Raw genomic sequence first — 25,978 nt, 5'->3', positions numbered from 1 at the left:
ACCACACCCTATGCGCTCGCCGTGGGGGACATCCGACGGAACGGCAACGGTTCCGTCACGGCAAGGATCTTGAAACAACCCGTAACCCCGTGAGCGGTCCGCGGTTGGTAGCGGTGGGGTCTGCTGTCGGCGGGCGATCCCCTGTGCCCTGAACCATGCGAGATGTCGGGCCGGCTCACTCCGGACAGTGGGAAGGGCCGTGGGAGGACGGGGAGTCGTGGGCGAATCCGCGTACGGGGGGTACGCCTCCGAGGAGGGCGCGGCGGGGCGTACGGACGACGGAGCCGTCCCGGGGGAGACCGCTGCGGGACCCGCGCCCGAGGTGCGGCGTACGCCCGCGAAGGCCGCCCCGCCGCCCGCCGCCGGCGGGGCGGGAGCCGGGGCCGCAGCGGCGCACGAGGGGATCCTGCGGCGCCAGTCCGCGCGGGAGTCCGCCGCCCGCACCTACGCCCGGGCCCTGCCGATCGTGCCGGTGCGGGCACGCGGACTGACCATCGAGGGCGCGGACGGCCGCCGTTATCTGGACTGCCTCTCGGGCGCCGGGACGCTCGCCCTCGGCCACAACCACCCGGTCGTGCTGGAGGCGATCCGCAAGGTCATCGACTCCGGCGCACCGCTGCACGTCCCCGACCTGGCGACCCCCGTCGAGGACGCCTTCGTCACGGAGCTTTTCCGCACCCTGCCGCCCGGGCTCGCCGACCGCGCCCGCGTCCGGTTCTGCGGACCGGCCGGCACCGACGCGGTGGAGGCCGCCTTCGAACTCGTCCGGGCCGCGACCGGGCGGACCGGGATGATCGCGTTCACGGGCGCCCACCACGGGACGACCGCCGGGGCGCTCGACGCCTCCGGCGGCGCCCACGGCGTACGGGTCGCCCGCCTGCCCTACCCGCAGGACTACCGCTGCCCGTTCGGCGTCGGAGGCGCACGCGGGGCCGAACTCGCCGCCCGCTGGACCGAGTCCCTCCTCGACGACCCCGGGTCGGGGGTCCCGCTGCCGGCCGGGATGATCGTCGAACCCGTGCAGGGCGAGGGCGGGGTCATCCCCGCGCCCGACGGCTGGCTGCGGCGCATGCGGCAGATCACGGCCGCCCGGTCCGTCCCGCTGATCGCGGACGAGACCCAGACGGGAGTCGGGAGGACCGGCGCCTTCTGGGCCGTGGAGCACAGCGGTGTCACACCCGACGTGATGGTGCTGTCCAAGGCCGTCGGAGGAAGCCTGCCGCTGGCCGTCGTGGTCTACCGCGACGACCTCGACGTGGGGGAACCCGGCGCCCGCGCCGGCACCTTCCGCGGCAACCAGCTCGCCATGGCCGCGGGCACGGCGACGCTCGCCTACGTCCGCGAGAACCGTCTCGCCGAACGCGCGGCCGTCCTGGGCTCCCGGATGCTGTCCCACCTGCGAGAACTCGGCAAGGAGTTCCCCTGTGTGGGAGACGTGCGGGGGCGTGGGCTGATGATCGGGGTCGAACTGGTCGATCCGGAGGGGGAGGCCGCGGACCGCAGGCGGGCGGCCGGCTCCCCGGCCGCCCGCGCGCACGCCGCGGCCCCCGGGGGCGGGGCGCGGACCGCCGCAGCCGCCGCCCCGGCCGACGGACCGGCGGCCCCCGGGACCGACGGGGCCGGCGGCGCCCGTACGGGGCCGCAGGCCGGGCCGGACGCCGCGCGCGAGCCTCTCCCCGCCGCTGCCCGGCTCGCCGCAGCCGTCCAGCAGGAGTGTCTGCGACGCGGCCTCATCGTCGAACTCGGCGGGCGCCACGCGAGCGTCGTACGGCTCCTCCCACCGCTGACCATCACCGACGAGCAGGCGGCCGCGGTGCTGGACCGGCTGGCCGACGCGGTGCGGGCGGCGGCCCGCGGGCACACCGGCCGCGAACAGCCGCAACAACCGCTTCGCCCCCGCCGCGCATCCCCGCACCGCGGCAGCCGCACCGGGCGAGCGGGATGAACGGCGGCCGACGTGCGCCCGCGCCGTGGGCGCCTCACGAACGCGGCGGCGCATGCCCACCTCCGCGGCCCCTCTCCGCCCCCGCTTTCCCCCTGCGGCCCCTCCGCGCCCCTGCCCGCTCCGCGGCCCGTCCCGGCGCCTTCTCCGTGGCGCCCCCGGCAGGCCGGACGCCCACCACGAGGACGTCATGACTCCGGCCCGCCACCGCGTGGCCCCACCACCCTTCGAGGAACCGTCTTGACCAGCACCCCCGCACCCGACGACCGCGCCCCCACACAGCCCCGCCGATCCGGGGACGCACAGGAGCCCGACCGGCCGGCGGGCCCAGCGGTCCCCCGGCAGGGGGCCACCACAGCGGACGCCGAACGCATGCCGGCCACCGCCACCGACCTGCTGGACCACCCCGACCCGCACATCGCGGCCCAGGCAGCGGCCGTGGAGAACCTGTTGCGCTGCTGGGTGCGCGAGACCGGCACCCCCGCCCCCGACGACGGCCTCCTCCGCATCCCCCTCCCCGCCAGCGGCACGGCCCTCCTCGCCCCCGTCCACTACTGGTCACCGACGGGCTGGCACCGCTTCGGCCTCCCCCGCCTGGCCGACGCCCCCGGCCAAGCCCCGCCGGCCGACGCCGTCACCGTCGCCGCCCTGCTCGCCCGGGAGGCGCTCGTGGGGCGGGGCGCTCCGGGGGAGGCAGGGGCCGCGCGGCCGGCGGCCGGTTCACAGCCGTCCGCCGTACCGGCACCCGGCCACGACTCCGACCCCGTCGCCGGCCGCCGGCCCGCCCCGGTCGCGACCGTCCCCGTGACCGGTGGAGCCGTCGACCTCGTCGCGCGTGTCGCGGACTCCGCCCGCCGCGTCGCGGCCTTCCTCGGCGACCGCCGGGACCGACCGGCCGACGTCCCCGACCTCTTCCTCGCCGCGGAGCAGGCACTCGTCCTCGGACACCCGCTGCACCCCACCCCCAAGAGCCGCGAGGGTCTCTCCGAGGCCGAAGCCCGCTCGTACTCGCCCGAGTCGCGCGGCTCCTTCCCCCTGCATTGGATGGCCGCCTCCTCCTCGGTCCTCGCCGCCGACTCCGCCTGGACCGAACGCGGACGGCCCGTCCCCGCCGGCCGGCTCACCGCACGCCTCGCGGGAGCCGGGCTGCCGCTGCCGGACGGGTACACGGCCCTGCCGCTGCACCCCTGGCAGGCACGCGAGCTCCGGCACCGCCCCGGGACCGCAGCGCTGCTGGACCGCGGGCTGCTGCGCGACCTCGGCGCCCACGGTGCCCCCTGGCACCCCACCTCCTCCGTACGAACCGTCCACCGGACCGGCGCCCCCGCCATGCTCAAACTGTCGCTGGGCCTGCGCATCACCAACTCCCGCCGCGAGAACCTCCGCAAGGAACTCCACCGCGGCGTCGAGGTCCACCGTCTGCTGCGCACCGGTCTGTCCCGGCAGTGGCGGGCCGCGCACCCGGGCTTCGACATCGTCCGCGATCCGGCCTGGCTCGCCGTCGACGGGCCGGACGGCGAGCCCGTGCCCGGACTCGACGTGATGATCCGGCACAACCCGTTCGGCCCCTCGGACGACGTCTCCTGCCTCGCCGGATTCGTCTCGCCGCGCCCCCGCGCCCGACCGGACGCGGCCGACAGCGGCCCGGCACACCGCCCGGCCCTGCGGTCCCGTCTGGCGGAGGTCGTCACGCGTCTCGCCGTCCGGACCGGCCGCCCCCGCTCAGCCGTCGCCGTCGAGTGGTTCCTGCGCCACCTCCAGCAGGTCGTACGGCCCGTGCTGTGGCTGGACGGCGAGGCAGGGATCGCCCTGGAGGCCCACCAGCAGAACACGCTGCTCCTGCTGGACGCCGACGGCTGGCCCGCCGGCGGCCGCTACCGCGACAACCAGGGCTACTACTTCCGTGAGTCCCGGCGTGCGGAACTCGACGCCCGGCTGCCCGGCATCGGCGAGCACAGCGACACCTTCGTCTGCGACGAGGTCACCGACGAGCGCTTCGCCTACTACCTCGCGATCAACCATGTGCTCGGCCTCATCGGGGCGTTCGGCTCCCAGCGCCTCGCCGACGAGCGCCTGCTCCTGGCCGCCCTCCGGCGCTTCCTCGGCGACGCCGCCTCCGGCCCGGCCCGGCTGCGCACCTCGCTGCCCGCCCGCCTGCTCGACTCACCCGTGCTGCGCTGCAAGGCCAACCTGCTGACCCGGCTGCACGGCCTCGACGAACTCGTCGGCCCGGTCGACACCCAGTCCGTCTACGTCACCATCGCCAACCCCCTGCACTCCTGACCTTCCCGCCCGCACCCACCGCCCCCGAGCGCTTCCCGAGAGGAGCGTCGCCGTGCCTCCCACCGACGCGAGCGCCGACACCGGCACCACCCCTCCCGCCACCGTCCTCGCCCCGGACACCGGGACCGGCGTGGATGCCGCCATGACGGACCGCGGCCCGGCCCCGAGCACCGGTGAGGCCACCGGCCGGACCGGGACCGGCACGGACACCGGGCGCGCGGCACGCGCGGACGGCGAGGACGCGCTGGACCTGCGCCTGCCGGACGCACCCGCCGCGCTGTTCACGCAGGCCGGGGCCGGAACCGACGGGGCGCGGAGGAACGGGTCCGCCGCGGAGTGGCCCGCCTGCGCCGCCCGCACCTGCGCCGGCCCGGCCGGCGGCGACCTGCTCGACCGTGTCGCCGGCTGGGGCCCGGCCGACACCCCCGCGGGTGTCTTCCGCCTCGTTCCCGTACGCCTGGAGCGAGACCTCCCGCTCGTCGGCCGCTGGATGAACGACCCCGCCGTCGCGGCGTTCTGGGAGCTGTCGGGGCCGCAGGACGTGACGGAGGACCACCTGCGGGCCCAGCTCGCCGGTGACGGACGCAGCGTCCCCTGCATCGGCGTGCTGGACGGCGCACCGATGAGCTACTGGGAGATCTACCGGGCGGACCTCGACCCGCTGGCCCGCCACTATCCCGCCCGGCCCCACGACACCGGAGTCCACCTCCTCCTCGGCGCCGCCGGCGACCGCGGCCGCGGCCTCGGCGGCACACTGCTCGGATCCGTCGCCGACCTGGTGCTGCGCAGACGGCCCGCCTGCGCCCGCGTCGTCGCGGAACCCGACCTCCGCAACACCCCCTGCGTCGCCGCCTTCCTCAAGGCCGGTTTCCGGTTCTCCGCCGAGGTCGCCCTGCCCGCCAAACGAGCCGCCCTCATGGTCCGGGACCGGTCCCTGCGCACCCTGCCGTAAGGCCGTGTCACACCGTCCCCGCATCCGGTACGCCACGCGCGCCCCGCCGCTCCGCACGGCGCCACCGGGCCCGGACGGCCGGCGCCCGGCCGACGGAACCGGATCCGCCCGCCCGGTCCGACACCCGATCCGCCCCGCAGCCGAGGAGCCCCACGTCTTGATCACACCGCTCTTCCCCTCCTTGATCACCCGTTTGTCAGCGCCGGGCCGTAGGGTGGTCGCGCTATGACGAAGCCCTCACTCCACGAACTCCTGCACGCCGCCGTCACCGCCGTCGGCGGTACGGAGCGCCCCGGCCAGGTGGCCATGGCCGAAGCCGTCGCGGAAGCCATCGACGACGGTTCCCACCTGCTGGTCCAGGCCGGCACCGGCACCGGAAAGTCGATGGGCTACCTGGTGCCCGCGCTCGCGCACGGAGAACGCGTCGTCGTGGCGACCGCCACGCTGGCCCTGCAGCGCCAGCTCGTGGAGCGTGACCTGCCGCGCACGGTGGAGGCACTGCATCCGCTGCTGCGCCGCCGCCCGGAGTTCGCGATGCTCAAGGGCAGGTCGAACTACCTGTGCCTGCACCGCCTGCACGAGGGCGTCCCGCAGGACGAGGAGGAGGGCCTGTTCGACCAGTTCGAGGCGGCCGCCCCCACCAGCAAGCTCGGCCAGGACCTGCTGCGGCTGCGTGACTGGGCGGACGAGACGGAGACCGGCGACCGTGACGACCTCACGCCCGGGGTCTCCGACCGCGCCTGGTCGCAGGTGTCGGTGTCGTCGCGGGAGTGCCTGGGGGCCTCGAAGTGCGCCTACGGCGCCGAGTGCTTCGCGGAGACGGCCCGCGAGCGCGCGAAACTCGCGGAGGTCGTCGTCACCAACCACGCGTTGCTCGCCATCGACGCCATCGAGGGCGCCCCGGTCCTGCCGCAGCACGAGGTGCTCATCGTCGACGAGGCGCACGAACTGGTCTCCCGGGTCACCGGCGTCGCCACCGGCGAGCTCACCCCCGGCCAGGTCAACCGCGCGGTGCGCCGCGCCGCGAAGCTGGTCGACGAGAAGGCCGCCGACCAGCTCCAGACCGCCGCCGAGGGTTTCGAGCGGCTGATGGAGCTGGCCCTGCCCGGCCGTCTGGAAGAGATCCCCGAGGACCTCGGCTACGCGCTCATGGCCCTGCGCGACGCCTGCCGCACGGTCATCTCCGCGATCGGCGCCACCCGGGACAAGTCCGTCCAGGACGAGGACGCGGTCCGCAAGCAGGCGCTGGCCTCCGTGGAGAGCGTCCACGACGTGGCGGAGCGGATCACGAACGGCTCCGAGTGGGACGTCGTCTGGTACGAGCGGCACGACCGCTTCGGCGCCTCCCTGCGCGTCGCCCCGATGTCCGTCTCGGGCCTGTTGCGCGAGAAGCTCTTCGCGGACCGCTCCGTCATCCTGACCTCCGCGACGCTCAAGCTGGGCGGCGACTTCAACGGCGTCGGCGCCTCCCTGGGCCTCGCTCCCGAAGGAACCGAGGGCGAGGACGTTCCCCAGTGGAAGGGCATCGACGTCGGCTCGCCCTTCGACTACCGCAAGCAGGGCATCCTGTACGTCGCCAAGCACCTGGCGCGCCCCGCGCGCGACGGCGACCGCGCGGACATGCTCGACGAGCTCACGGAGCTGATCCAGGCGGCCGGCGGCCGCACCCTCGGCCTCTTCTCCTCGATGCGGGCGGCCCAGCTGGCCGCCGAGGAGCTGCGCTCCCGCATCCCGGAGTTCCCGATCCTCCTGCAGGGCGAGGAGACCCTCGGAGAGCTGATCAAGAACTTCGCGGCCGATCCGAAGACCTGCCTGTTCGGCACGTTGTCCCTCTGGCAGGGCGTCGACGTGCCCGGTCCCAGCTGCCAGCTGGTCGTGATGGACAAGATCCCTTTCCCGCGCCCGGACGATCCGCTGATGAGCGCCCGCCAGAAGGCCGTGGAGGAGGCGGGCGGCAACGGCTTCATGGCGGTCGCCGCCACGCACGCGGCACTGCTCATGGCCCAGGGGGCCGGCCGTCTGGTGCGGGCGTCGGGCGACCGTGGTGTGGTCGCCGTACTGGACCAGCGGCTGGCGACGGCCCGGTACGGCAGCTACCTCAAGGCGTCACTGCCCGACTTCTGGTACACCACGGACCGTAATCAGGTCAGGAAGTCGCTGGCGGCGATCGACGCGGCGGCGAAGCAGGCCGAAGCGCAGTGATCGCGACGGAGCAGGCGGCGGCGCGGTGATCGCGGGGGCGGCCCGTCACGACGTCGTGACGGGCCGCCCCCGCGATCGAAGCCCGGCCGGAACCGATGCGCCTTTCGGGCGCGGACAGCACAGGGCCCCGGAACCGGCGCAGGGGTCCCGGGGCCCGGTCAAGGGGCAGGGCGGGGAGGTTCCGCCCGTTGTTGCCACGGCTCACTCTCGGCCCGCTCGCCGCGGTGCTCAGACGCGGCGCAGGACGGCCACCACCTTGCCGAGGATGGTCGCGTCGTCGCCGGGGATCGGCTCGTAGGCCGAGTTGTGCGGGAGGAGCCAGACGTGGCCGTCCTCGCGCTTGAAGCGCTTGACGGTGGCCTCGCCGTCGAGCATCGCCGCGACGATGTCGCCGTTCTCGGCGACGGGCTGGCGACGGACCGTGACCCAGTCGCCGTCGCAGATCGCGGCTTCGATCATCGAGTCGCCGACGACCTTCAGCACGAACAGCTCACCGTCGCCGACGAGCTGCCGGGGGAGGGGGAAGACGTCCTCGACGGACTCCTCCGCGAGGATCGGGCCACCGGCGGCGATCCGGCCGACCAGCGGGACGTACGACGCGGCGGGCTTGCCCGCGGTGTCCGTGGGCTGCACGGAGGCGGCCTGGTCGGAGCCGCGCACCTCGTAGGCGCGCGGGCGGTGCGGGTCGCGGCGCAGGAAGCCCTTGCGCTCCAGCGCCATCAGCTGGTGCGCGACGGAGGAGGTGCTGGAGAGGCCGACCGCCTGGCCGATCTCCCGCATCGACGGCGGGTAGCCGCGTCGCTGTACGGAGTCCCTGATGACCTCGATCACGCGGCGCTGGCGGTCGGTGAGCCCGGAGCTGTCGGCCCGGATACCGGGAGGTCGCCCGGGCAGGGAGCGCTTGGGTCCCTCGGGGTTGGCGGCTTCGTTCATCGCATGCACCGGCTCGAGTCGGCCCTGGAGGCGGTCCTGGGCAGTGATGGTGGCACTGTCTGCGGTGGTGGTCACGTCGGCCCCTCTCGATGGTCTCCCTGCTGCACAACGGTAGTTGCTTTCGAAAGGTTGCGCCAAACACACGTTCGAGTGAAAAAACGCGAATTACCTGACGTGGCCGTGTGTTCTGGTGTACCGCTTCCCGCGCTTTTCGGCGGACAAAAGAGCCTTTTGTTGTACTCTTCACCGCCGGGGTGGCGACCTCGTGGGCCGCGGCCCCAGTCTGCCATCCGGAGCCCCGTCCTTCGTGGACCGGCCCGCGTGTGCGCGGGAGTCGCACCTCCCCTCCGTGCGGTGCTCACGGCATCTTCGCAAGGCGCGCTCCGCCGCGCGGCGGAGCGCGTCCGCCGCGGCATGCCCCGTGCGGGGGCTGGCATGGGTGCGCCCGGGCGGGGCATACGTGCGCTGCCGTGACACCTGTGGCCGGACGGCCCCGTGTCACCCATGGGTATCGGCGCGACACGCGCGTACCGCCTGCATGTATGAGCCAACACCCACATCTAGTGGTTGGATTGCGGCAACGGCCCAGAAGTTGTGGTCCCCCCGGTCTTCGGACTCACGGTGATCGCCTATGCTTGGGGCTGCTTCGTGGGACCCGAGAGGTCCGGCGAGGCTGTTGAGTCTGCTGTGAGGAGGGTTGGAGTCGATGCACTGCCCCTTCTGCAGGCACCCCGACAGCCGTGTCGTCGACAGTCGTACGACCGACGACGGCACGTCGATCCGCCGGCGCCGCCAGTGTCCGGACTGCTCCCGTCGTTTCACGACCGTGGAGACGTGTTCGCTCATGGTGGTCAAGCGGTCCGGAGTCACCGAGCCCTTCAGCCGCACCAAGGTCATCAACGGCGTGCGCAAGGCATGCCAGGGACGGCCTGTCACCGAGGACGCGCTCGCCCTGCTCGGCCAGCGGGTCGAGGAGGCGGTGCGGGCCACCGGGAGTGCCGAGGTGGCCGCCCACGACGTCGGGCTGGCCATACTCGGCCCCTTGCAGGAGCTCGACCTCGTCGCCTACCTGCGGTTCGCCTCCGTCTACCGGGCGTTCGACTCGCTCGAGGACTTCGAGGCCGCGATCGCGGAGCTCAGGCAGGCGGGGCGCTGCGCCGACGGTGACGGGGCGCGCGAAGGCGCTGTGGCGGGGAGCCGGGAGGACGAGCGCGGGCCGGGAGGGACCGCGGCGGTCCCCGGGCCCGCGGGCGCCGCCGACTGACCGGCGGGCCGGACCCGGGCGGCGCAGCCAGGATCCGGCCGGTCGGCGGCGACGAGAAGACCTGTTGCGGGCGGAGTGAGTGGGTGCCCGCAACACCAGACAGAACACCGTGCCACGGAATAAACGGGGCACTTCAGGGCGTTTTCGCCCGTATCAGGGAGGCGGCATGACAGAGACGGCGAGCGGTCCGGCACGGAGTTCCCGCGCCAAGGGCACCAAGGCGGGCAAGGGACTGCGTATCGAGCGCATCCACACCACCCCTGGGGTTCACCCCTACGACGAGGTGGCCTGGGAGCGCCGTGACGTCGTCATGACCAACTGGCGCGACGGCTCGGTCAACTTCGAGCAGCGCGGCGTGGAGTTCCCCGACTTCTGGTCGGTGAACTCGGTCAACATCGTCACCAGCAAGTACTTCCGCGGTGCCGTCGGCACTCCGCAGCGCGAGACCAGCCTCAAGCAGCTGATCGACCGCATCGTGAAGACATACCGGAAGGCCGGTGAGGACCACAGGTACTTCGCCTCCCCCGCCGACGCCGAGATCTTCGAGCACGAGCTGGCGTACGCCCTCCTGCACCAGATCTTCAGCTTCAACAGCCCCGTCTGGTTCAACGTCGGCACGGCCCAGCCCCAGCAGGTCTCCGCCTGCTTCATCCTGTCCGTCGACGACTCCATGGAGTCGATCCTCGACTGGTACAAGGAAGAGGGCATGATCTTCAAGGGCGGCTCCGGCGCCGGCCTGAACCTCTCCCGGATCCGCTCCTCCAAGGAGCTGCTGTCCTCCGGCGGCAACGCCTCCGGCCCGGTCTCCTTCATGCGGGGCGCCGACGCCTCCGCCGGAACGATCAAGTCCGGTGGCGCCACCCGCCGTGCCGCCAAGATGGTCGTCCTCGACGTGGACCACCCGGACATCGAGGACTTCATCGAGACCAAGGTCAAGGAAGAGGAGAAGATCCGCGTCCTGCGCGACGCGGGCTTCGACATGGACCTGGGCGGCGACGACATCACGTCCGTCCAGTACCAGAACGCCAACAACTCGGTCCGTGTGAACGACGAGTTCATGAAGGCGGTCGAGGCCGGCGGCAAGTTCGGCCTGCGTGCCCGCATGACCGGCGAGGTCATCGAGGAGGTCGACGCCAAGCAGCTCTTCCGCAAGATCGCCGAGGCCGCCTGGGCCTGCGCCGACCCGGGCATCCAGTACGACGACACCATCAACAACTGGCACACCTGCCCCGAGTCCGGCCGGATCACCGCGTCGAACCCGTGCAGCGAGTACATGCACCTGGACAACACGTCCTGCAACCTGGCCTCGCTGAACCTGATGAAGTTCCTGAAGGACGACGGCAAGGGCAACCAGTCCTTCGAGACCGAGCGCTTCCAGAAGGTCGTCGAGCTGGTCATCACCGCGATGGACATCTCGATCTGCTTCGCGGACTTCCCGACCCAGAAGATCGGTGAGAACACCCGCGCCTTCCGCCAGCTCGGCATCGGCTACGCCAACCTCGGCGCCCTGCTGATGGCCACCGGCCACGCCTACGACTCCGACGGCGGCCGCGCCCTCGCCGGCGCCATCACCTCCCTGATGACCGGCACGGCCTACCGCCGCTCGGCCGAGCTGGCCGCGGTCGTCGGCCCGTACGACGGCTACGCCCGCAACGCCGACGCCCACCAGCGCGTCATGAAGCAGCACGCCGACGCCAACGGCACCGCCGTGCGCATGGACGACCTGGACACCCCGGTGTGGGCCGCCGCCACCGAGGCCTGGCAGGACGTGCTGCGTCTCGGCGAGAGGAACGGTTTCCGTAACGCCCAGGCGTCCGTGCTCGCCCCGACCGGCACCATCGGCCTCGCCATGGGCTGCGACACCACCGGTGTCGAGCCCGACCTGGCGCTGGTCAAGTTCAAGAAGCTGGTCGGCGGCGGCTCGATGCAGATCGTCAACGGCACCGTCCCGCAGGCCCTGCGCCGCCTGGGCTACCAGGAGGAGCAGATCGAGGCGATCGTCGCCCACATCGCCGAGCACGGCAACGTGATCGACGCCCCCGGCCTCAAGCCCGAGCACTACGAGGTGTTCGACTGCGCCATGGGCGAGCGCGCCATCTCCCCGATGGGCCACGTCCGCATGATGGCCGCGATCCAGCCGTGGATCTCCGGTGCCATCTCCAAGACGGTCAACATGCCGGAGACGGCGACCGTCGAAGAGGTGGAGGAGATCTACTTCGAGGCCTGGAAGATGGGCGTCAAGGCGCTCGCCATCTACCGCGACAACTGCAAGGTCGGCCAGCCCCTCTCCGCCAAGAAGAAGGAAAAGGAAGAGGAGAAGAAGACCGAGGAGCGGCCCGCCGCGGCCGAGCCCAAGGTCGAGAAGGTCGTCGAGTACCGCCCCGTGCGCAAGCGCCTCCCGAAGGGACGTCCCGGCATCACCACGTCCTTCACCGTCGGCGGTGCCGAGGGTTACATGACCGCCAACTCCTACCCGGACGACGGTCTCGGCGAGGTCTTCCTGAAGATGTCCAAGCAGGGCTCGACCCTCGCGGGCATGATGGACGCCTTCTCCATCGCGGTCTCCGTCGGCCTCCAGTACGGCGTGCCGCTGGAGACGTACGTCTCGAAGTTCACCAACATGCGCTTCGAGCCGGCCGGCATGACGGACGACCCGGACGTGCGGATGGCGCAGTCGATCGTCGACTACATCTTCCGCCGCCTGGCGCTGGACTTCCTGCCCTTCGAGACGCGCTCCGCGCTCGGCATCCACTCCGCCGAGGAGCGCCAGCGCCACCTGGAGACCGGTTCGTACGAGCCGTCCGAGGACGAGGTCGACGTCGAGGGCCTGGCCCAGTCGGCGCCGCGCGCCCAGGAGCTGAAGGCGGTCGCCACGCCGAAGGCCGAGTCCGAGGCGGCCAAGCCCGCCCCGAAGCAGGCCCACACCAGCGCCGAGCTGGTGGAGATGCAGCTGGGCATCCAGGCCGACGCCCCGCTGTGCTTCTCCTGCGGCACGAAGATGCAGCGTGCCGGTTCCTGCTACATCTGCGAGGGCTGCGGCTCGACCAGCGGCTGCAGCTGAGGCCGGGTGGCGCCGCGGCGTGCGGCGCCACCACCGAGCGCCGACGGCGTGACGAGAGGGGCATCGGCCGAAGGCCGATGCCCCTCTCGCGCTGTGCGGCCGCCGGAGTCACACGGACCAGGCAGGCCGTGAGCCCCCGTCCCGGACGGCACGGCGGCCGGGGACCGCTGCCCCGTCCCTCCCGGACGCCGTCACGGACTCACCGGCGTGCCGCGCCCATGGTCCTCGCGAAGTTCTCCGGGTCGCCCTCGAAGCCGTGGACGCCGGAGCGGAACTCCCACGGGCCGGATCCGTCCCGGACGAACTCCGCGACCGTGGCGGCCGTGGCTCCCAGGGCACCGCCGAAGTCGTCCTCGGCCAGGACCGTGTACCCCTCACGGATGCGCAGCCCGGGGTTGGCCACGCCGACGAAGGTCCGCGGCCCGGAGCGCTGCTGGATGACCACACCGACCACCACGCGCGCGTAGCGGCCGTCGAGCCGGTCGAGTTCGAGCACCATGACCTCGTCGTAACCGAAGCCCTGTCCGTCCCTGCTGTCCCGGCTGAGCGTGATGGTGCCGTCCGGGGACCGGCTGTCGAAGTGCACCACATAGGCCGGGTCGCCGTACGGATCGCTCGCCAGATACGTCGCGGCGACGAGATCGAGATCGGTGGGCGGCTGCCCCGCCGGGCTCGGGTCCCACCTCACGGCGACCTCGACCTTGCGGATCCCCTTGCTGAGGCCGTTCACTGCGTTCCCCTTCCCCGTACCCGTCCTGCCGGTCCACCCCAACTGCGGTCCGGTCATGGCCGGTTGTCCATCCTGCCACGCGCGCCTGCACATGCGCGGGGGAGTTGTCCTCCCGAGCACGACCGGTGCCGAGCCCGGTGGCCTTACCATGGCGCGGTGCTGGTCAAGTGGATTCGCTGCACCGTGGTGGACCGCCGTGGTTTCGAGCGGGGGCAGCGAAAGTGGGCGGGGCTTCCGGGGGAGCCGGGTTTTCGCGGGCAGGGCGGTGGCTGGAGCCGGGGACGGCCGGACGTGGCCCACATCTTCGCCTTCTGGGAGAGCCGCGCTTTCTACGACTCCTTCATGGCGCGCTCCCACGACCGGCTCGCGGCGGCCCAGTCGGGCACCTTCAAGGACGCCCAGGTCAGGCTCTTCGACCACCGCTTCGACGTGAAGACCGGCTTCGAGCCGAAGTTCACGGACGCCGACCTGCTGCGGGTGGCGCTCTGCCGTGTGCACGAGGAGCGGGCCGAGCACTTCGTGCTGATGCAGGAGAAGGTCTGGAACCCGGCGATGGCCGGCTCGCCGGGCATGGTCCGCGGGCTGTTCGGCGAGGCCCCCGGCAACGAGTTCCTGGTCCTGTCGATGTGGCGGTCGGCCGCCGAGCACGGCAAGTACCGCACCGAGCGCGTGGAGCGGCTGGCACTGCGTGCCCAGATCGAGGCCGACGTCGCGGCCCTCACGGGAGACATCGTGGAGCTGGAACCCGGCTGGACGGTGTGATCCCGCGCGGTGGACGGCCCGACCCGGGGCGCAGGACACCCGACCCGTGGTGCAGGACATGGGTACCCGTGCCGTGGGAGTCCGGCCCGAGTGCCCGGCGGGCCGTCGTCCGATCTAGGGTTTTGGCATGGCACGACCACGGCGCATCGTCCTTGTCCGGCACGGCGAGTCAACCGGCAACGTCGACGACTCCGTGTACGAACGTGAGCCCGACCACGCGCTGGCCCTGACCGAGCGGGGCCGGCGGCAGGCGGAGGAGACGGGCAAGGAGCTGCGCGAGCTGTTCGGCCGGGAGCGCGTCAGCGTGTACGTCTCCCCCTACCGCCGCACGCACGAGACGCTGCGCGCCTTCCACCTCGACCCCGAGCTCATCCGGGTCCGCGAGGAGCCGCGGCTGCGCGAGCAGGACTGGGGCAACTGGCAGGACCGGGAGGACGTGCGCCTCCAGAAGGCGTACCGGAACGCGTACGGCCACTTCTTCTACCGCTTCGCCCAGGGCGAGTCCGGCGCCGACGTCTACGACCGGGTCGGCGGCTTCCTGGAGAGCCTGTTCCGCAGCTTCGAGGCCCCCGACCACCCGCCGAACGTCCTCATAGTGACCCACGGTCTGGCGATGCGGCTGTTCTGCATGCGCTGGTTCCACTGGACGGTGGCGGAATTCGAGTCGCTGTCGAACCCCGGGAACGGCGAGATGCGGATGCTCGTTCTGGGGGACGACGGGAAGTACACGCTGGACCGTCCCTTCGAGCGGTGGCGGGACCCGGAACCGTACGGGATCACCGGATAGAGTGGCAGGGCGATGACCGCTGACTCCTCTCCCGGCGGGCGCCTGGCCCGCGCCCTGGACAGCCTGCGCGGACTGTCGGTCGGGGACGCGCTGGGCGCACAGTTCTTCGTGCCGGTGAACTACCCGCTCCTCAAGCGCCGCGAGCTGCCGCCCGGGCCCTGGCAGTGGACCGACGACACGGAGATGGCCTGCTCCGTCGTCGCCGTCCTGGCCGCCCACCACCGCATCGACCAGGATGCCCTGGCGCAGTCGTTCGCCGAGCACCACGACGTCGACCGGGGCTACGGGCCGGCGGTCAACCGCCTGCTGCGGCTCGTCCGCGAGGGCGGCGACTGGCGGGAACTGGCCGCCGCCCTGTTCGACGGACAGGGATCCTGGGGCAACGGCGCCGCGATGCGCATCGCCCCCCTGGGCGCCTGGTACGCGGACGACCCGGAGCAGGCCACCCACCAGGCGGAGATCTCGGCGTACCCCACTCATCAGCACCGCGAGGCGGTGGTCGGTGCCATGGCCGTCGCCGCGGCCGCCGCGTTCACCGCCGCCCCCGGCGGGCCGCCCGGCGCCGAGGCGCTTCTCGATGGGGTGATCGGGCTGGTGCCCGCGAGGAGCGCGGTCGGTGCGGGGCTGCGGCGGGCCCGGGACATGCTCGACTACGGTGACGCCGCGACCGTCGCGGCCGTGCTGGGCTCCGGGCGGCGCACGACGGCCCACGACACGGTGCCCTTCGCGCTCTGGTCGGCCGCGCGGGCCCTCGGCGACTACGGGCAGGGGTTCTGGACGACCGCCCAAGCCGGTGGGGACGTGGACACGATCTGCGCCATTGTGGGCGGAGTGATCGCCTCCGGGAAGGCGGGGGCCCCGCCTGCCGAGTGGGTGCGGCGCACGGAGGCACTGCCGGGATGGGTGCCGACGCCGGCCTGAGCGTCAGAACTCTCCGTGCACCTCGGGAACTCTGCGTGACCGGCCGCTCGTTGTCATGCCATCCGCCGTGTGAGCCGTGCGGCCCCGAACGCGTGTGCGCCATAGGGGTCGGGCGGGGGCGGCACGTCCGGCAGCGCGAGGAGGCGACGGGTTCCGTGATCATGGAGGTTCCACTCGCTGTTCTGCTCGTCCTGGGGGGCGTGGTGGCGTGCCTCGCACCGAGCAGGGGGACGGCCGGAGCACCGCCCGCGCCGCCCGCGCCGTTCTCCCCGTCCGCGCCGTCCGCGCCGGGGGCGCCGGCCGGCCGTCCGCCCCCGCGGGCGACGGGCTCGTCCGGCCGGTGCCGGCAGGCCCTCGTGGCGCCTGTCGACGAGCGGTCCGGGTCCGCCCGTCGCGGACGTCCGTCAGCCGATCCCCGGTCCGGCCGTGCCGGCGAGCGCCTCCAGGTCGCTCTTGCGGACCCGGATCACCAGCCACGCCGTGGCCAGGGCGAGTACGGCCATCGCGGCAGCCGGCACGAAGGCCGCCGATATGCCCTGCGCGAGCACCTCGTGCCCCCAGGGGGCGGGCAGCTCGTGGGTCCTGGCGAATTCCGCCTTCTGCTCCGCCGAGCCGTCGGTCATGAACTTCGGCAGCTGCTTCTCCGCCTCCTCCCTGCTGGCCGTGCCGAACACCGTCGTCAGGATGGACAGGCCCAGCGATCCGCCCACCTGCTGCGTGGCGTTGAGCAGCCCGGAGGCCGCGCCCGCCTCGTGCTGGGAGACACCGGAGACCGCGGTGAGGGTCAGCGTGACGAAGTTCAGGCCCATGCCGAAGCCGAAGAGCAGCATCGGACCGAGGATCCCGCCGGCGTACGAGCTGTCGGAGCTGAGCAGGGTCTGCCAAGACAGTCCGAGCACCACGAGTGTCGAGCCCACGAGCATGAACGGCTTGGGCCCCAGCACCGGCAGGAACCTCTGCGACAGGCCCGCGCCGAGAGCGATCACGACCGTCACGGGGAGGAACGCGAGTCCCGCGTCGATCGGGCTGTACCCCAGCACGTTCTGCACGAAGAGGACGATGTAGAAGAACATTCCGAACATCGCCGCGGCCAGGCTCAGCATGATCACGTACGTGCCGGACCGGTTGCGGTCGGCGAACATCCGCAGCGGAGTGATCGGCTCCTTGGCCCGGGACTCGATGAACGCGAAGGCCGCCAGCAGGATCACCGCGGCACCGAAGGACCCGATGGTCAGACTGTCCCGCCAGCCCTCGTCCGCCGCGCGGATGAAGCCGTACACGAGGGACGCCATGCCGGCCGTGGACGTCACCGCGCCCGCTATGTCGAAGCGGCCGGTGTGCCGTTCGGACTCGCCGATGTACAGCGGGGTGAGCACGGCGATCAGCACACCGATCGGCACGTTGACGAAGAGCACCCAGCGCCAGTCGAGCCACTCGGTGAGCATGCCGCCCGCGAGCAGGCCGATGGCGCCGCCGCCCGCGGACACCGCGGCGAAGACGCCGAAGGCCCGGTTCCGTTCCGGGCCCTCGGGAAACGTGGTGGTGATGAGCGCCAGCGAGGTGGGCGACGCGATGGCCCCTCCCGCGCCCTGCAGGACGCGTGCGGCCAGCAGCTGCCAGGGCTCCTGGGCGAGACCGCCGAGGAGCGAGGCGGCGGTGAACAGCAGGATGCCGGCCATGAAGACCCGGCGGCGGCCGAGGATGTCGCCGGCCCGCCCGCCGAGAAGCAGCAGGCCGCCGAAGGTGAGCGTGTAGGAGCTGACGACCCAGGTGAGGTCGGTCGTGCTGAAGTCGAGCGCGTCTTGAATGTGCGGGAGCGCGATGTTCACAATCGTCGCGTCGAGTACCACCATGAGCTGGCAGGCCGCGATGACGGTGAGCGCGATGCCGGGGTGCCCCTCCCGGCGGGCCGCTCCTGGCTTCCGGTTTTCGATCAGTTGAGAGGTTGTCACTATGGGTCCCCACGAGTGTCTTAGTGAACGCTTGCGTTCACTGTCGCGTCAACGGTAGTGAGTCCCCAATAGTGAACGCAAGCGTTCACTTAATGAATCGTCGCTCCGCGGTGCGTCCCCCCTTCGCCGCCGCGTGGCGCGCTCCCGTCCCCGCAATCCCCGCTTCCTCTGCTTGTTGGAGACATCGATGGCAACTTCGCGCTGGACGGCCGCCCCCGCTCGGACGGCCTCTCCCCGCCGGCGCGGCGCTGTGCTCGAACGCGCGATCCTCGACGCCGCGTTGGAGCAGTTGAGTACGGTCGGCTGGAGAGGGCTCACGATGGAGGGGGTCGCCGCCGGTGCCCGGACCGGCAAGGCCGCGGTCTACAGGCGCTGGCCCTCCAAGGAGGACCTGGTCGCGGACGCGCTGCAGGCCGGACTGCCGCGTCTGGAAAAGGCGCCCGACCTGGGCAGCGTGCGCCAGGACCTGCTCGCGCTGTGCCGGCAGGCGCGTGACGCGATGTACTCCCGGCCCGGGTTCGCCCTCCGTGCGGTGATTCACGAATGCGACCCGACGCAGGCGGAGCGCTTCCGTGCCGTCATCTTCGAAGGCGTGGTGGAGCCGACCGTCAAGCTGCTCCGCGAGGTGATCACCCGCGGAATCCGGCGTGGTGAGGTCAGGTCGGACGCGGACAACGGATATGTCCTCGACGCCGTCCCGGCGATGATGATGTACCGCGCGAAGGTGTGCGGGAGTGAATGGAGCGATGTGGATCTCGAGGAGATGATCGACCAGCTCATGCTGCCGCTGCTGCGCCCGAGGGGCGTCTGACCCGGTCCTGCGGGAAACCCTGGTCCGGCTCGGGGAAACCGGAGTGTCGCGGGCGGTTCCGGGCGGCGTACCCTAAGGGCGCCATGCCGTACGAACCGCCTACTCACACCGTCGAGCGCTCCTTGCGCGCCGCGACCGGAGCGAAGATCGTTGCAGGTGTCGACGAGGTGGGGCGCGGTGCGTGGGCCGGACCCGTCACCGTCTGCGCGGCGGTCACCGGACTGCGCCGGCCTCCCGCGGGTCTCACCGACTCCAAACTGCTCAGCGTCAAACGGCGCACCGAGCTCGCCGAGGAACTGCGGACGTGGGTGACGTCGTTCGCCCTGGGGCACGCCTCCCCGAAGGAGATCGACGACCTGGGCATGACGGCCGCACTGCGCCTGGCCGCGGTGCGTGCCCTGGAGGCTCTGCCGGTCCGTCCCGACGCCGTGATACTGGACGGCAAGCACGACTATCTCGGGGCGCCCTGGAAGGTTCGTACGGTGATCAAGGGCGACCGGTCCTGCGTGGCGGTCGCGGCGGCGTCGGTGATCGCCAAGGTCCAGCGCGACAAAATGATGGCCGAACTGGGTATCGACCATGCAGACTTCGGTTTTGCGGACAACGCCGGGTATCCGTCGCCCGTGCACAAGGCCGCACTGGCGGAACGGGGACCCACCCCGCACCACCGGTTGTCGTGGGCGTATCTTGATGCGCTGCCCCAGTGGCGGCACCTCAAGAGGGCCCGCAGCTGGACGGAAGGAAGTGTTCCGGAAATCGAGGGTCAGCTCGGCTTCGATTTCTGACGGTTCCGCGCGCACACATGTGCCACCCGCCGATGCGAGCCGCACCGACGTTTGATAAACATCAGCCCATGCCTCTCATTCCCGAGGAGCCTCAGATTCACGAGAGTGCCCAGGGTCCCCGCGCCACTCCGGCCAGCGGCCGTACCGCGCCGACCCCTCGCCCCGTACCCGGCCCCCGCCCCGCGGCTCCGTCGCGCCCCGGTCGTCCGGGTCCTCTCCGGCCCGTGCCGCCGGTGCAACGCACGCCGCGTGACGCGGCCGCAGTCAAGCCCGGACCGTCGAGCCCGGCTGCCCCTGCCGCCTCCGCTTCGGCCACCCCGCAGATCCAGCTGATCCCGGCCTCGGCCCAGGGGGCGCTCGACGCCGCCGAGGAGGCCGTGGACCTGCTTCTGGAATCGGGCCGCGCCCCCGGCGAGGTGCTGGTGATCACCACCGGCGACCTCCATCCGTGGGCCGCTCACGAACTGTCCTTCGGCGAGGCCTCCTACTGGGCCCAGCACGACGCCGGCGACGACGTCTTCTACGCGGACGCCGCCGTCGCGGACCGGGCTGCCTCACGGCCCGTCGTCGTGGTCGCCGTCAACGGAGGTTCGGAGGCCACGGCCGCCGCCGCGCTGTCCCTGGCCCACTCGCGGGCCGGCGCCCTGCTGATCGTCTGCGGCGATCCGCAGCGGATCAACGCGGTGCTGGGCGCGGGCGTCTGAGCCGTCACCGTGGCGTCCGGAAGGGCGCCGGGGGGAGTCGGGCGTTCCTGTGGTGGCGTCTGCACGGTTGGGCACGGTGGGGGGTTCGTCGTGCCCGGACGACCGCGGGCCGGTCGCTGCGCGTGCCTCGGCCTGGTCCGTGAGCGTGTTCGGTGGCGACAAGCGGCGCCGCGAGCGCGTGCGGGCCGCGGCCCGCCAGGGCCTGCCGCACGTCTGGTGGTGAGCGCGCCGGTCCTCGTGCGCCCGGCCGTGTCCGACGGAACCGCCCGGGTGGGTTGCCGGTTCGTGCGGGGTGGGGGCCTGCCGGGTGTCCGGGAGGGTTCGGCCGTCGTGCGGGAGCGTCGTCCCAGGCACGACAGGAGCGTGCCGCCGGGGCGGGACGGCCGGTCGCGCCTTCTCAGCGCGCCGCCGCGCGGCGCAGGATCTCCGACGCGGCGCCGCCGGTGCGGGGCAGCGGGGGAGGCGCTTCGGACGTGGCGAACGGTTCCCGGGAGGAGGTCGCGTTGGGGCGGCGCCCACCGCGGCCTTCGCCGAGGACCTGCCAGCCGTCACGGGTCAGCGTGATGTAGGCCCCGCAGCGCAGTCCGTGCAGCGTGCAGGCGTCCCGCAGGCCCCACATCCACGCGCCGTCCTCCTCCGTCCAACTCCCGTCGCCCTCGCGGCAGTAGAGCAGCACGGCCGTGCGCACCGGCGTGCGGCGCCGCAGGTCGTGCGGGATGACCCGGCGGAGCTGGGCCAACAGCACGTTGCGGAACATCCAGCCGTCGGCCGGTGCCGGCCGGCGGATGAAGGAGGCGCTCGCCCGCAGCCGGTCGTCCGGGTCGAGCACGGCCACGACCGCGGTCGCCGGCTGGGGATGGTGCCGCGCATGCAGACCGCTGACGACCTCCCGGGGGTTGCGCAACAGCGGGATCCCGGCGGCGGCCCACTCCGCCGGTTCGAGCATGCGGTTGGCGGAAGTGGCGGACGTCGACAACGATGCCGCCGAGGACGGAGCGAATCCGAAGGTCACGGTTCTCCCTTCGGCTACGCGCCCACACAGCGGGCGGGGTCGGATTCGGGGGAGCGCGCACCGCAGCGAAGCCCTGCCAGGTCGGCGGACGAGCCGTGCGGGAGCGGACTTCAATTCTTCCTGTCGAACTTGATTGCGGCAACGAGCAATTGGGGCAGCCGACCGCTATCGGATGATGCGCGGCTTATATCCCCACCCAGTGCGTCGCCGGGCGACCCGCGGGGCGTTCGAGCACGACACGTTCGTACGCCACAGGGGTGCGCGGTGTCCAGAGGTGTGCGGCAGACGTGCGCGGGGACGGACCTGCGGCCGGGCCGCCGGGTGAGGAGGGCGCGGCCGGGAGGCGAGGGCGTCGGCGACGATGAGGGAAGGGGGGTGCCGGAGCGTGCGGCCGCGCGCCCGGCCCGCCCGCGGGGGAGCTGCCGCACCGCTCGGCCCATCGGCGAGGGAGCAGCCGCGGGCCGGAACGCCGTCAGCCCTGTACGGCCAGGACCAGCGGCAACACCCCCTGTGCGCCGGCACGCCGGAGCATGCGGGCCGCGACCGCGAGGGTCCAGCCGGTCTCCGTGTAGTCGTCCACGAGGAGTACCGGGCCCTGGGCCCCGGCGAGAGCGGAGGCGAGAGCCGGCGGCACGGTCAGCGCCCCGTCGAGTGCCTTCAGACGCTGGGCGCTGTTGCTCCGGAGGACCGGGGGCGCGTCACCCGCGTACTCCACGGCCCCCAGGAGCGGCAGCCGGCCGACCTTCGCGATGTGCGCCCCCAGCGAGTGGACGAGCCGGGGCCGGGAGCGCGAGGCGACGGTGACCACGCCCACCGGGCGCGCCGGGGCGTCCGCCGCCGCAAAAGCCCAGCCGCCGGGCCCCTTGGCCCAGTCGGCGAGCACGTCCACCACTGCCTTGGCCACGTCGTCCGGCACGGGCCCGTCCGGTGCCTGGGGCGCGAGCATGGGCCGCAGCCGGTTGCCCCAGCCGATGTCCGACAGGCGCCCCAGGGCCCGTCCCGGTGAAGCCTGTTCCCCGGCCGGAATGCGCCCCTTGAGGTTCACGCCGATCGCCGGAAGCCCGGTCGGCCACATCTTGCGGGGCTCCACCTCCACGCCTGCCCGGCCCAGGTCCACGAGTGCGGCGGCGACGGCTTCCTCGGAGGCGTCGGCGGTGAAGCGCGGGCCCGCGCAGTTGTCACAGCGGCCGCAGGGCTTGGCACCCTCGTCGTCCAGCTGGCGCTGCAGGAACTCCATCCGGCAGTCCGTCGTCGCCGCGTACTCGCGCATGGCCTGCTGCTCGGCCTTGCGCTGCCGCGCCACCCAGGCGTACCGCTCCTCGTCGTACGTCCACGGTTGTCCGGTGGCGATCCAGCCGCCCTTGACCCGTTTGACCGCCCCGTCCACGTCGAGGACCTTCAGCATGGTCTCCAGACGGGAGCGGCGCAGCTCCACCAGAGGCTCCAGGGCGGGCAACGACACGGGACCGTCCGCGCGCGCGAGGACGTCCAGGGTGCGGCGCACCAGGTCTTCGGAGGGGAAGGCCAGCGACGCGAAGTACTCCCAGATGGCCTCGTCCTCCTTGCCCGGCAGCAGCAGCACCTCGGCGTGCTCCACACCGCGTCCGGCCCGCCCGACCTGCTGGTAGTAGGCGATGGGGGAGGAGGGCGAGCCGAGGTGCACCACGAAACCCAGGTCGGGCTTGTCGAAGCCCATGCCGAGCGCCGAGGTGGCGACCAGGGCCTTCACCTTGTTGGCGAGCAGGTCCTCCTCGGCCTGCTGCCGGTCGGCGTTCTCGGTCTTGCCCGTGTACGAGGCGACCGTGTGCCCGCGCTGCCGCAGGAACGCCGTGACCTCCTCGGCGGCGGCCACGGTGAGCGTGTAGACGATCCCCGAGCCGGGGAGCTCGCCGAGGTGGTCGGCGAGCCAGGCCATCCGGTGCGCCGCGTCCGGCAGCCGCAGCACGCTCAGGCTCAGGCTCTCCCGGTCCAGCGGCCCGCGCAGCACCAGGGCGTCGGACGTGCCACCGGTGCCGAGCTGCTCCGCGACGTCGGCGCTCACGCGCGCGTTGGCGGTGGCGGTGGTCGCCAGCACGGGCACGTCGGGCGGGAGATCACCGAGCATGGTGCGCAGCCGCCGGTAGTCCGGGCGGAAGTCGTGGCCCCAGTCGGAGATGCAGTGGGCCTCGTCCACCACCAGAAGACCGGTGGCGGCGGCGAGCCTGGGCAGTACCCGGTCACGGAAGTCCGGGTTGTTCAGCCGCTCCGGGCTCACCAGCAGGACGTCGACCTCGCCCGCGGCGATCTCCTCCTGGACGGTGTCCCAGTCCTCGGTGTTGGAGGAGTTGATGGTCCGGGCGCGGATGCCGGCCCGGGCCGCGGCATCGACCTGGTTGCGCATCAGCGCGAGCAGCGGGGAGACGATCACGGTGGGGCCACTGCCCTGCGCCCGCAGCAGCGAGGTCGCCACGAAGTACACGGCGGACTTGCCCCAGCCGGTGCGCTGGACGACCAGGGCCCGGCGTCTGTCGGCGACCAGCGCCTCGATCGCCCGCCACTGGTCCTCGCGCAGCCGCGCCGCGCCCGAGGCGTCTCCGACGAGACGGGCGAGGACCTTGTCGGCGGCCGTCCGCAGTTCCGCGTTGCTCGTGTGCTCCATGCGTCCCATACAACAGGACGGCACTGACAGTCACCGACGTCACCGCCCGGATCACCGGGAGCGGCATCGCTGTCCGGACCGCGAGCCGCGGCATCACCGTCCGGGCGAGCGAGCCCCGGCATCGCTGTCCGGGCCACGACGCCCGGTACCGGCGCCGATCCCGTGAGGCCCGCTCCCGCCGTTCACGCCCCGGTCCGGCCCGGCACCGTCCGTGACGTGTTCCTGATCGAACTTATCCACAGGGCAAAGCGGAATTTTGTGATCCGCGAGATCGTCTCCGCATGACGAATCACAGCGAAACGACCGGATCCGCCGAGAACAGCGACATCGCCGGAGGCGACAGGCACGAAGACCACGACGGACACCCCGTCGACGGCGGACCCACAGGACGCGGCGGGCCCGGCGGGCGGGCCGAGCGGGAGGCGAACGGCGGGCACGAGAAGCGCGACCCGAGGCCGGAAGAGCTCGCGTGCACCGCGTACGAGCGTCGCGGTGGCGAGCACCAGGTCACCCTGCGCACCCCTGGCGAACTGGCCGACGCCCTGCCGTACCTGCTCGGATACCGCCCGGAGGACAGCATCGTCCTGGTCGCCCTGCACGACAGGGACGGGCGTGGCAGGTTCGGCGGCCGGGCCCGGCTCGGTATCCCCGCGAACCCGGACGACTGGCCGTCCGCCTCCCGGCAGCTGGCCCATGGCCTGGTGACGAGCAGCGAGCGCCGAGGAGCCAAACCCGAACAGATGGTCGCCTTCCTCTGTCAGGAACCCAGGACCGGCGAGTCCGGCAGGCAGGTCATGGAGCGGCTGCGTCCGCTGGCGCAGAAGCTGCGCCTCGAGTGCGGTGCCCTGGACGTCCCGGTGGTCGAGGCCCTGTGCATCTCGGACGGCCGCTTCTGGTCGTACTGCTGCGGGAACGAGGTGTGCTGTCCCGCGGAGGGAACCCCGATGGGCCTGCCCGGTACCTCGGTGCTGGCCGCCGCTGCGACCTATGCGGGGATCCAGGTGCGCGGCACGCTGCGCGAGCTGCGGGCCAGGCTGCTGCCCTGGGAAACGTCCGCCACCCTGGAGCAGGAGATCGCCCTGGACTCGGCCGGCATGACCCTGGTCCCCAGGATGCTCGACGACGCGGGCCGTACGGAGGTGGCCGAGCAGACGCTGCGGCTGGCCGGACAGATCATGGGCCGCCTCGCCGAGGCTCCGCCCGCGTCCGGCCCCCTCACGGCGGATCTGCAGGACGACAAACTGGTCGGACACGACGAGGCCGCAGCTTTGATCCTCGGCCTGCAGGACCGCACGACCCGTGACCGCGCGGCCGAGTGGATGGAGGGCGACGAGGCCGGACCCGCTCTCCGTCTCTGGCGGGCACTGGCCCGCCGCTGCGTCGGACCCTACGGCGAGCACGCCGCGGCGCCCCTCACCCTCGTCGGCTGGGTCGCCTGGTCCGCGGGCGACGAACTGGAGGCCCGGGAAGCCCTTGCCATGGCGTTGGGCGCGGACCCCGACTACCTCTTCGCCCGCCTCTTGCACCAGGCCTGCAACGAGGGCCTCGACCCGGAGTCGATCCGCCGCTGCCTGCGCACCGAGCGCGAGGACCGCAAGCGTACGGGAACCGGCGGGCCGGCCGGCCGGGACGACGCCGCGACGCCGGAGGCACTCCGGGCGGCCGGGTCCGCCGCCGACACGTCGCCCGCACGCCACCGGCGCCGCACCCGTCCGGCCGGTGCCGCCCACGGCGTTTCCCGGCGCTTGCGGGCCGGGAGGAGCGAACCGGGCACACGGATCCCGCATCCGCGCACACCGGCGGCCGGGACGCGCCCCGGCAGCTCGGCGACGGGGAGCAAGCGTTCCGGTGGGGCAGCGGGAGGCGGTACGCGCCCCGGCGGCCCTCGGCGGCCCGCGCCGGAGAAGGGAGTCACGCGCCGCCGGGCTGCGGGCAAGGGGAGCGTCGACCCCCGTGCCCGCGGTGCGGAGGGGGAGGAGTGAGCGGTCGTCCCAAGAGCGGTGACCGACGCGCCGGAGAGCGTCGGCGCGACCGGACCCGAGGTGGGCACGAGGCGGGCAACGGGCCTCGGGGCAGCAGCGGATGCCGGGCGGGGGCCGGCGCCGACGACGGTTCGTCCCACCGTCGTGCGAACGTGCCGTCCGGCCGGGTACGCCTGCCCGGCGGGCGGAAGAACCGCTCGCGCCCGTGCCGGTTCCAGGCCGGGCTTGCCGGCCGTCGGCGGCTGCGGTGTGACGCA

General features: G+C 72.8%; 18 protein-coding genes. 13 read left to right on the top strand and 5 right to left on the bottom strand.

The features are described 5' to 3' along the window. The first annotated feature begins 403 nt into the window (after positions 1-403). The 4 genes from AB0L29_RS21985 (at position 404) to AB0L29_RS21970 (ending at position 7,379) form a co-directional block, all read left to right on the top strand. The gene (locus AB0L29_RS21985; RefSeq protein ID WP_365829448.1) at positions 404-1,945 is read left to right on the top strand and encodes a diaminobutyrate--2-oxoglutarate transaminase family protein; all 1,542 of its coding nucleotides are present in this window, start codon (positions 404-406) and stop codon (positions 1,943-1,945) included. Positions 1,946-2,314: 369 nt separating this feature from the next. After that, the gene (locus tag AB0L29_RS21980) at positions 2,315-4,225 is read left to right on the top strand and encodes an IucA/IucC family protein (RefSeq protein ID WP_365829400.1); all 1,911 of its coding nucleotides are present in this window, start codon (positions 2,315-2,317) and stop codon (positions 4,223-4,225) included. A gap of 52 nt (positions 4,226-4,277) precedes the next feature. Then, entirely contained in the window at positions 4,278-5,177 is a 900-nt protein-coding gene (locus AB0L29_RS21975; RefSeq protein ID WP_365829399.1) for a GNAT family N-acetyltransferase, read from the top strand. Between the two features lie 225 nt (positions 5,178-5,402). Further along, a complete protein-coding gene (locus AB0L29_RS21970) occupies positions 5,403-7,379 on the top strand; it encodes an ATP-dependent DNA helicase (RefSeq protein ID WP_365829398.1) in 1,977 nt (658 codons plus the stop codon). A 228-nt stretch (positions 7,380-7,607) separates the two neighbouring features. Here AB0L29_RS21970 and lexA read toward each other — a convergent pair whose 3' ends face one another. Beyond that, positions 7,608-8,387 carry a transcriptional repressor LexA gene (lexA, locus tag AB0L29_RS21965; protein WP_365829397.1) on the bottom strand — a complete coding sequence of 260 codons (780 nt, stop codon included), beginning with the start codon at positions 8,385-8,387 and terminating at the stop codon, positions 7,608-7,610. A 631-nt stretch (positions 8,388-9,018) separates the two neighbouring features. Here lexA and nrdR point away from each other — a divergent pair. After that, positions 9,019-9,576 (top strand): transcriptional regulator NrdR, encoded by a 558-nt coding sequence (gene nrdR, locus AB0L29_RS21960; protein WP_365829396.1) that lies wholly within the window; start codon positions 9,019-9,021, stop codon positions 9,574-9,576. A gap of 166 nt (positions 9,577-9,742) precedes the next feature. Beyond that, on the top strand, positions 9,743-12,637 hold the full coding sequence (locus tag AB0L29_RS21955) for a vitamin B12-dependent ribonucleotide reductase (protein WP_365829395.1): 2,895 nt from the start codon (positions 9,743-9,745) through the stop codon (positions 12,635-12,637). A 199-nt stretch (positions 12,638-12,836) separates the two neighbouring features. Here the strand turns inward: AB0L29_RS21955 and AB0L29_RS21950 are convergent, their stop codons facing one another. After that, entirely contained in the window at positions 12,837-13,367 is a 531-nt protein-coding gene (locus AB0L29_RS21950; protein ID WP_365829394.1) for a TerD family protein, read from the bottom strand. 156 nt (positions 13,368-13,523) lie between these two features. On the opposite strand from AB0L29_RS21950, the gene AB0L29_RS21945 reads away from it, so the two are divergent. The 3 genes from AB0L29_RS21945 (at position 13,524) to AB0L29_RS21935 (ending at position 15,837) form a co-directional block, all read left to right on the top strand. Continuing rightward, positions 13,524-14,129 carry a YdbC family protein gene (locus AB0L29_RS21945; RefSeq protein ID WP_365829393.1) on the top strand — a complete coding sequence of 202 codons (606 nt, stop codon included), beginning with the start codon at positions 13,524-13,526 and terminating at the stop codon, positions 14,127-14,129. Positions 14,130-14,256: 127 nt separating this feature from the next. After that, positions 14,257-14,916: a phosphoglycerate mutase family protein gene (locus tag AB0L29_RS21940; protein WP_365829392.1), complete on the top strand. Its 660-nt coding sequence runs from the start codon at positions 14,257-14,259 to the stop codon at positions 14,914-14,916. Between the two features lie 12 nt (positions 14,917-14,928). Beyond that, a complete protein-coding gene (locus AB0L29_RS21935) occupies positions 14,929-15,837 on the top strand; it encodes an ADP-ribosylglycohydrolase family protein (protein ID WP_365829391.1) in 909 nt (302 codons plus the stop codon). Between the two features lie 404 nt (positions 15,838-16,241). Here AB0L29_RS21935 and AB0L29_RS21930 read toward each other — a convergent pair whose 3' ends face one another. Next, positions 16,242-17,789, bottom strand: a complete 1,548-nt coding sequence (locus AB0L29_RS21930) for an MFS transporter (protein ID WP_365829390.1) — start codon at positions 17,787-17,789, stop codon at positions 16,242-16,244. 187 nt (positions 17,790-17,976) lie between these two features. Here AB0L29_RS21930 and AB0L29_RS21925 point away from each other — a divergent pair, with 187 nt between their 5' ends. From AB0L29_RS21925 to AB0L29_RS21915, 3 genes are all read left to right on the top strand, one after another. Then, the gene (locus AB0L29_RS21925) at positions 17,977-18,600 is read left to right on the top strand and encodes a TetR/AcrR family transcriptional regulator (RefSeq protein ID WP_365829389.1); all 624 of its coding nucleotides are present in this window, start codon (positions 17,977-17,979) and stop codon (positions 18,598-18,600) included. A gap of 83 nt (positions 18,601-18,683) precedes the next feature. Next, positions 18,684-19,385, top strand: coding sequence for a ribonuclease HII (locus tag AB0L29_RS21920; protein WP_365829388.1), 702 nt, complete (start codon positions 18,684-18,686; stop codon positions 19,383-19,385). Between the two features lie 68 nt (positions 19,386-19,453). Beyond that, the gene (locus tag AB0L29_RS21915) at positions 19,454-20,089 is read left to right on the top strand and encodes a hypothetical protein (protein WP_365829387.1); all 636 of its coding nucleotides are present in this window, start codon (positions 19,454-19,456) and stop codon (positions 20,087-20,089) included. Positions 20,090-20,486: 397 nt separating this feature from the next. Here the strand turns inward: AB0L29_RS21915 and AB0L29_RS21910 are convergent, their stop codons facing one another. Both AB0L29_RS21910 and AB0L29_RS21905 read right to left on the bottom strand, forming a co-directional pair. After that, the gene (locus tag AB0L29_RS21910; RefSeq protein WP_365829386.1) at positions 20,487-21,101 is read right to left on the bottom strand and encodes a hypothetical protein; all 615 of its coding nucleotides are present in this window, start codon (positions 21,099-21,101) and stop codon (positions 20,487-20,489) included. 472 nt (positions 21,102-21,573) lie between these two features. Next, on the bottom strand, positions 21,574-23,739 hold the full coding sequence (locus AB0L29_RS21905; RefSeq protein WP_365829385.1) for a RecQ family ATP-dependent DNA helicase: 2,166 nt from the start codon (positions 23,737-23,739) through the stop codon (positions 21,574-21,576). Positions 23,740-24,020: 281 nt separating this feature from the next. Here AB0L29_RS21905 and AB0L29_RS21900 point away from each other — a divergent pair, with 281 nt between their 5' ends. After that, positions 24,021-25,721, top strand: a complete 1,701-nt coding sequence (locus tag AB0L29_RS21900) for a DUF4192 domain-containing protein (RefSeq protein ID WP_365829384.1) — start codon at positions 24,021-24,023, stop codon at positions 25,719-25,721. Positions 25,722-25,978 lie beyond the last annotated feature (257 nt).

The organism is Streptomyces sp. NPDC052701 (assembly GCF_040678355.1).
In the GTDB taxonomy this organism is placed as follows: Bacteria; Actinomycetota; Actinomycetes; order Streptomycetales; family Streptomycetaceae; genus Streptomyces.
The sequence above is the reverse complement of the archived record's forward strand: the minus strand, read 5'-3'. Positions and strand labels throughout refer to the sequence as shown.

Coding starts and splice junctions, on each gene's coding strand:
- AB0L29_RS21980 (WP_365829400.1), top strand. CDS start 2,315: ATGCCGGCCACCGCCACCGACCTGCTGGACCACCCCGACCCGCACATC.
- AB0L29_RS21970 (WP_365829398.1), top strand. CDS start 5,403: ATGACGAAGCCCTCACTCCACGAACTCCTGCACGCCGCCGTCACCGCC.
- nrdR (WP_365829396.1), top strand. CDS start 9,019: ATGCACTGCCCCTTCTGCAGGCACCCCGACAGCCGTGTCGTCGACAGT.
- AB0L29_RS21955 (WP_365829395.1), top strand. CDS start 9,743: ATGACAGAGACGGCGAGCGGTCCGGCACGGAGTTCCCGCGCCAAGGGC.
- AB0L29_RS21940 (WP_365829392.1), top strand. CDS start 14,257: ATGGCACGACCACGGCGCATCGTCCTTGTCCGGCACGGCGAGTCAACC.
- AB0L29_RS21935 (WP_365829391.1), top strand. CDS start 14,929: ATGACCGCTGACTCCTCTCCCGGCGGGCGCCTGGCCCGCGCCCTGGAC.
- AB0L29_RS21925 (WP_365829389.1), top strand. CDS start 17,977: ATGGCAACTTCGCGCTGGACGGCCGCCCCCGCTCGGACGGCCTCTCCC.
- AB0L29_RS21920 (WP_365829388.1), top strand. CDS start 18,684: ATGCCGTACGAACCGCCTACTCACACCGTCGAGCGCTCCTTGCGCGCC.
- AB0L29_RS21915 (WP_365829387.1), top strand. CDS start 19,454: ATGCCTCTCATTCCCGAGGAGCCTCAGATTCACGAGAGTGCCCAGGGT.
- AB0L29_RS21905 (WP_365829385.1), bottom strand. CDS start 23,739: ATGGAGCACACGAGCAACGCGGAACTGCGGACGGCCGCCGACAAGGTC.
- AB0L29_RS21900 (WP_365829384.1), top strand. CDS start 24,021: ATGACGAATCACAGCGAAACGACCGGATCCGCCGAGAACAGCGACATC.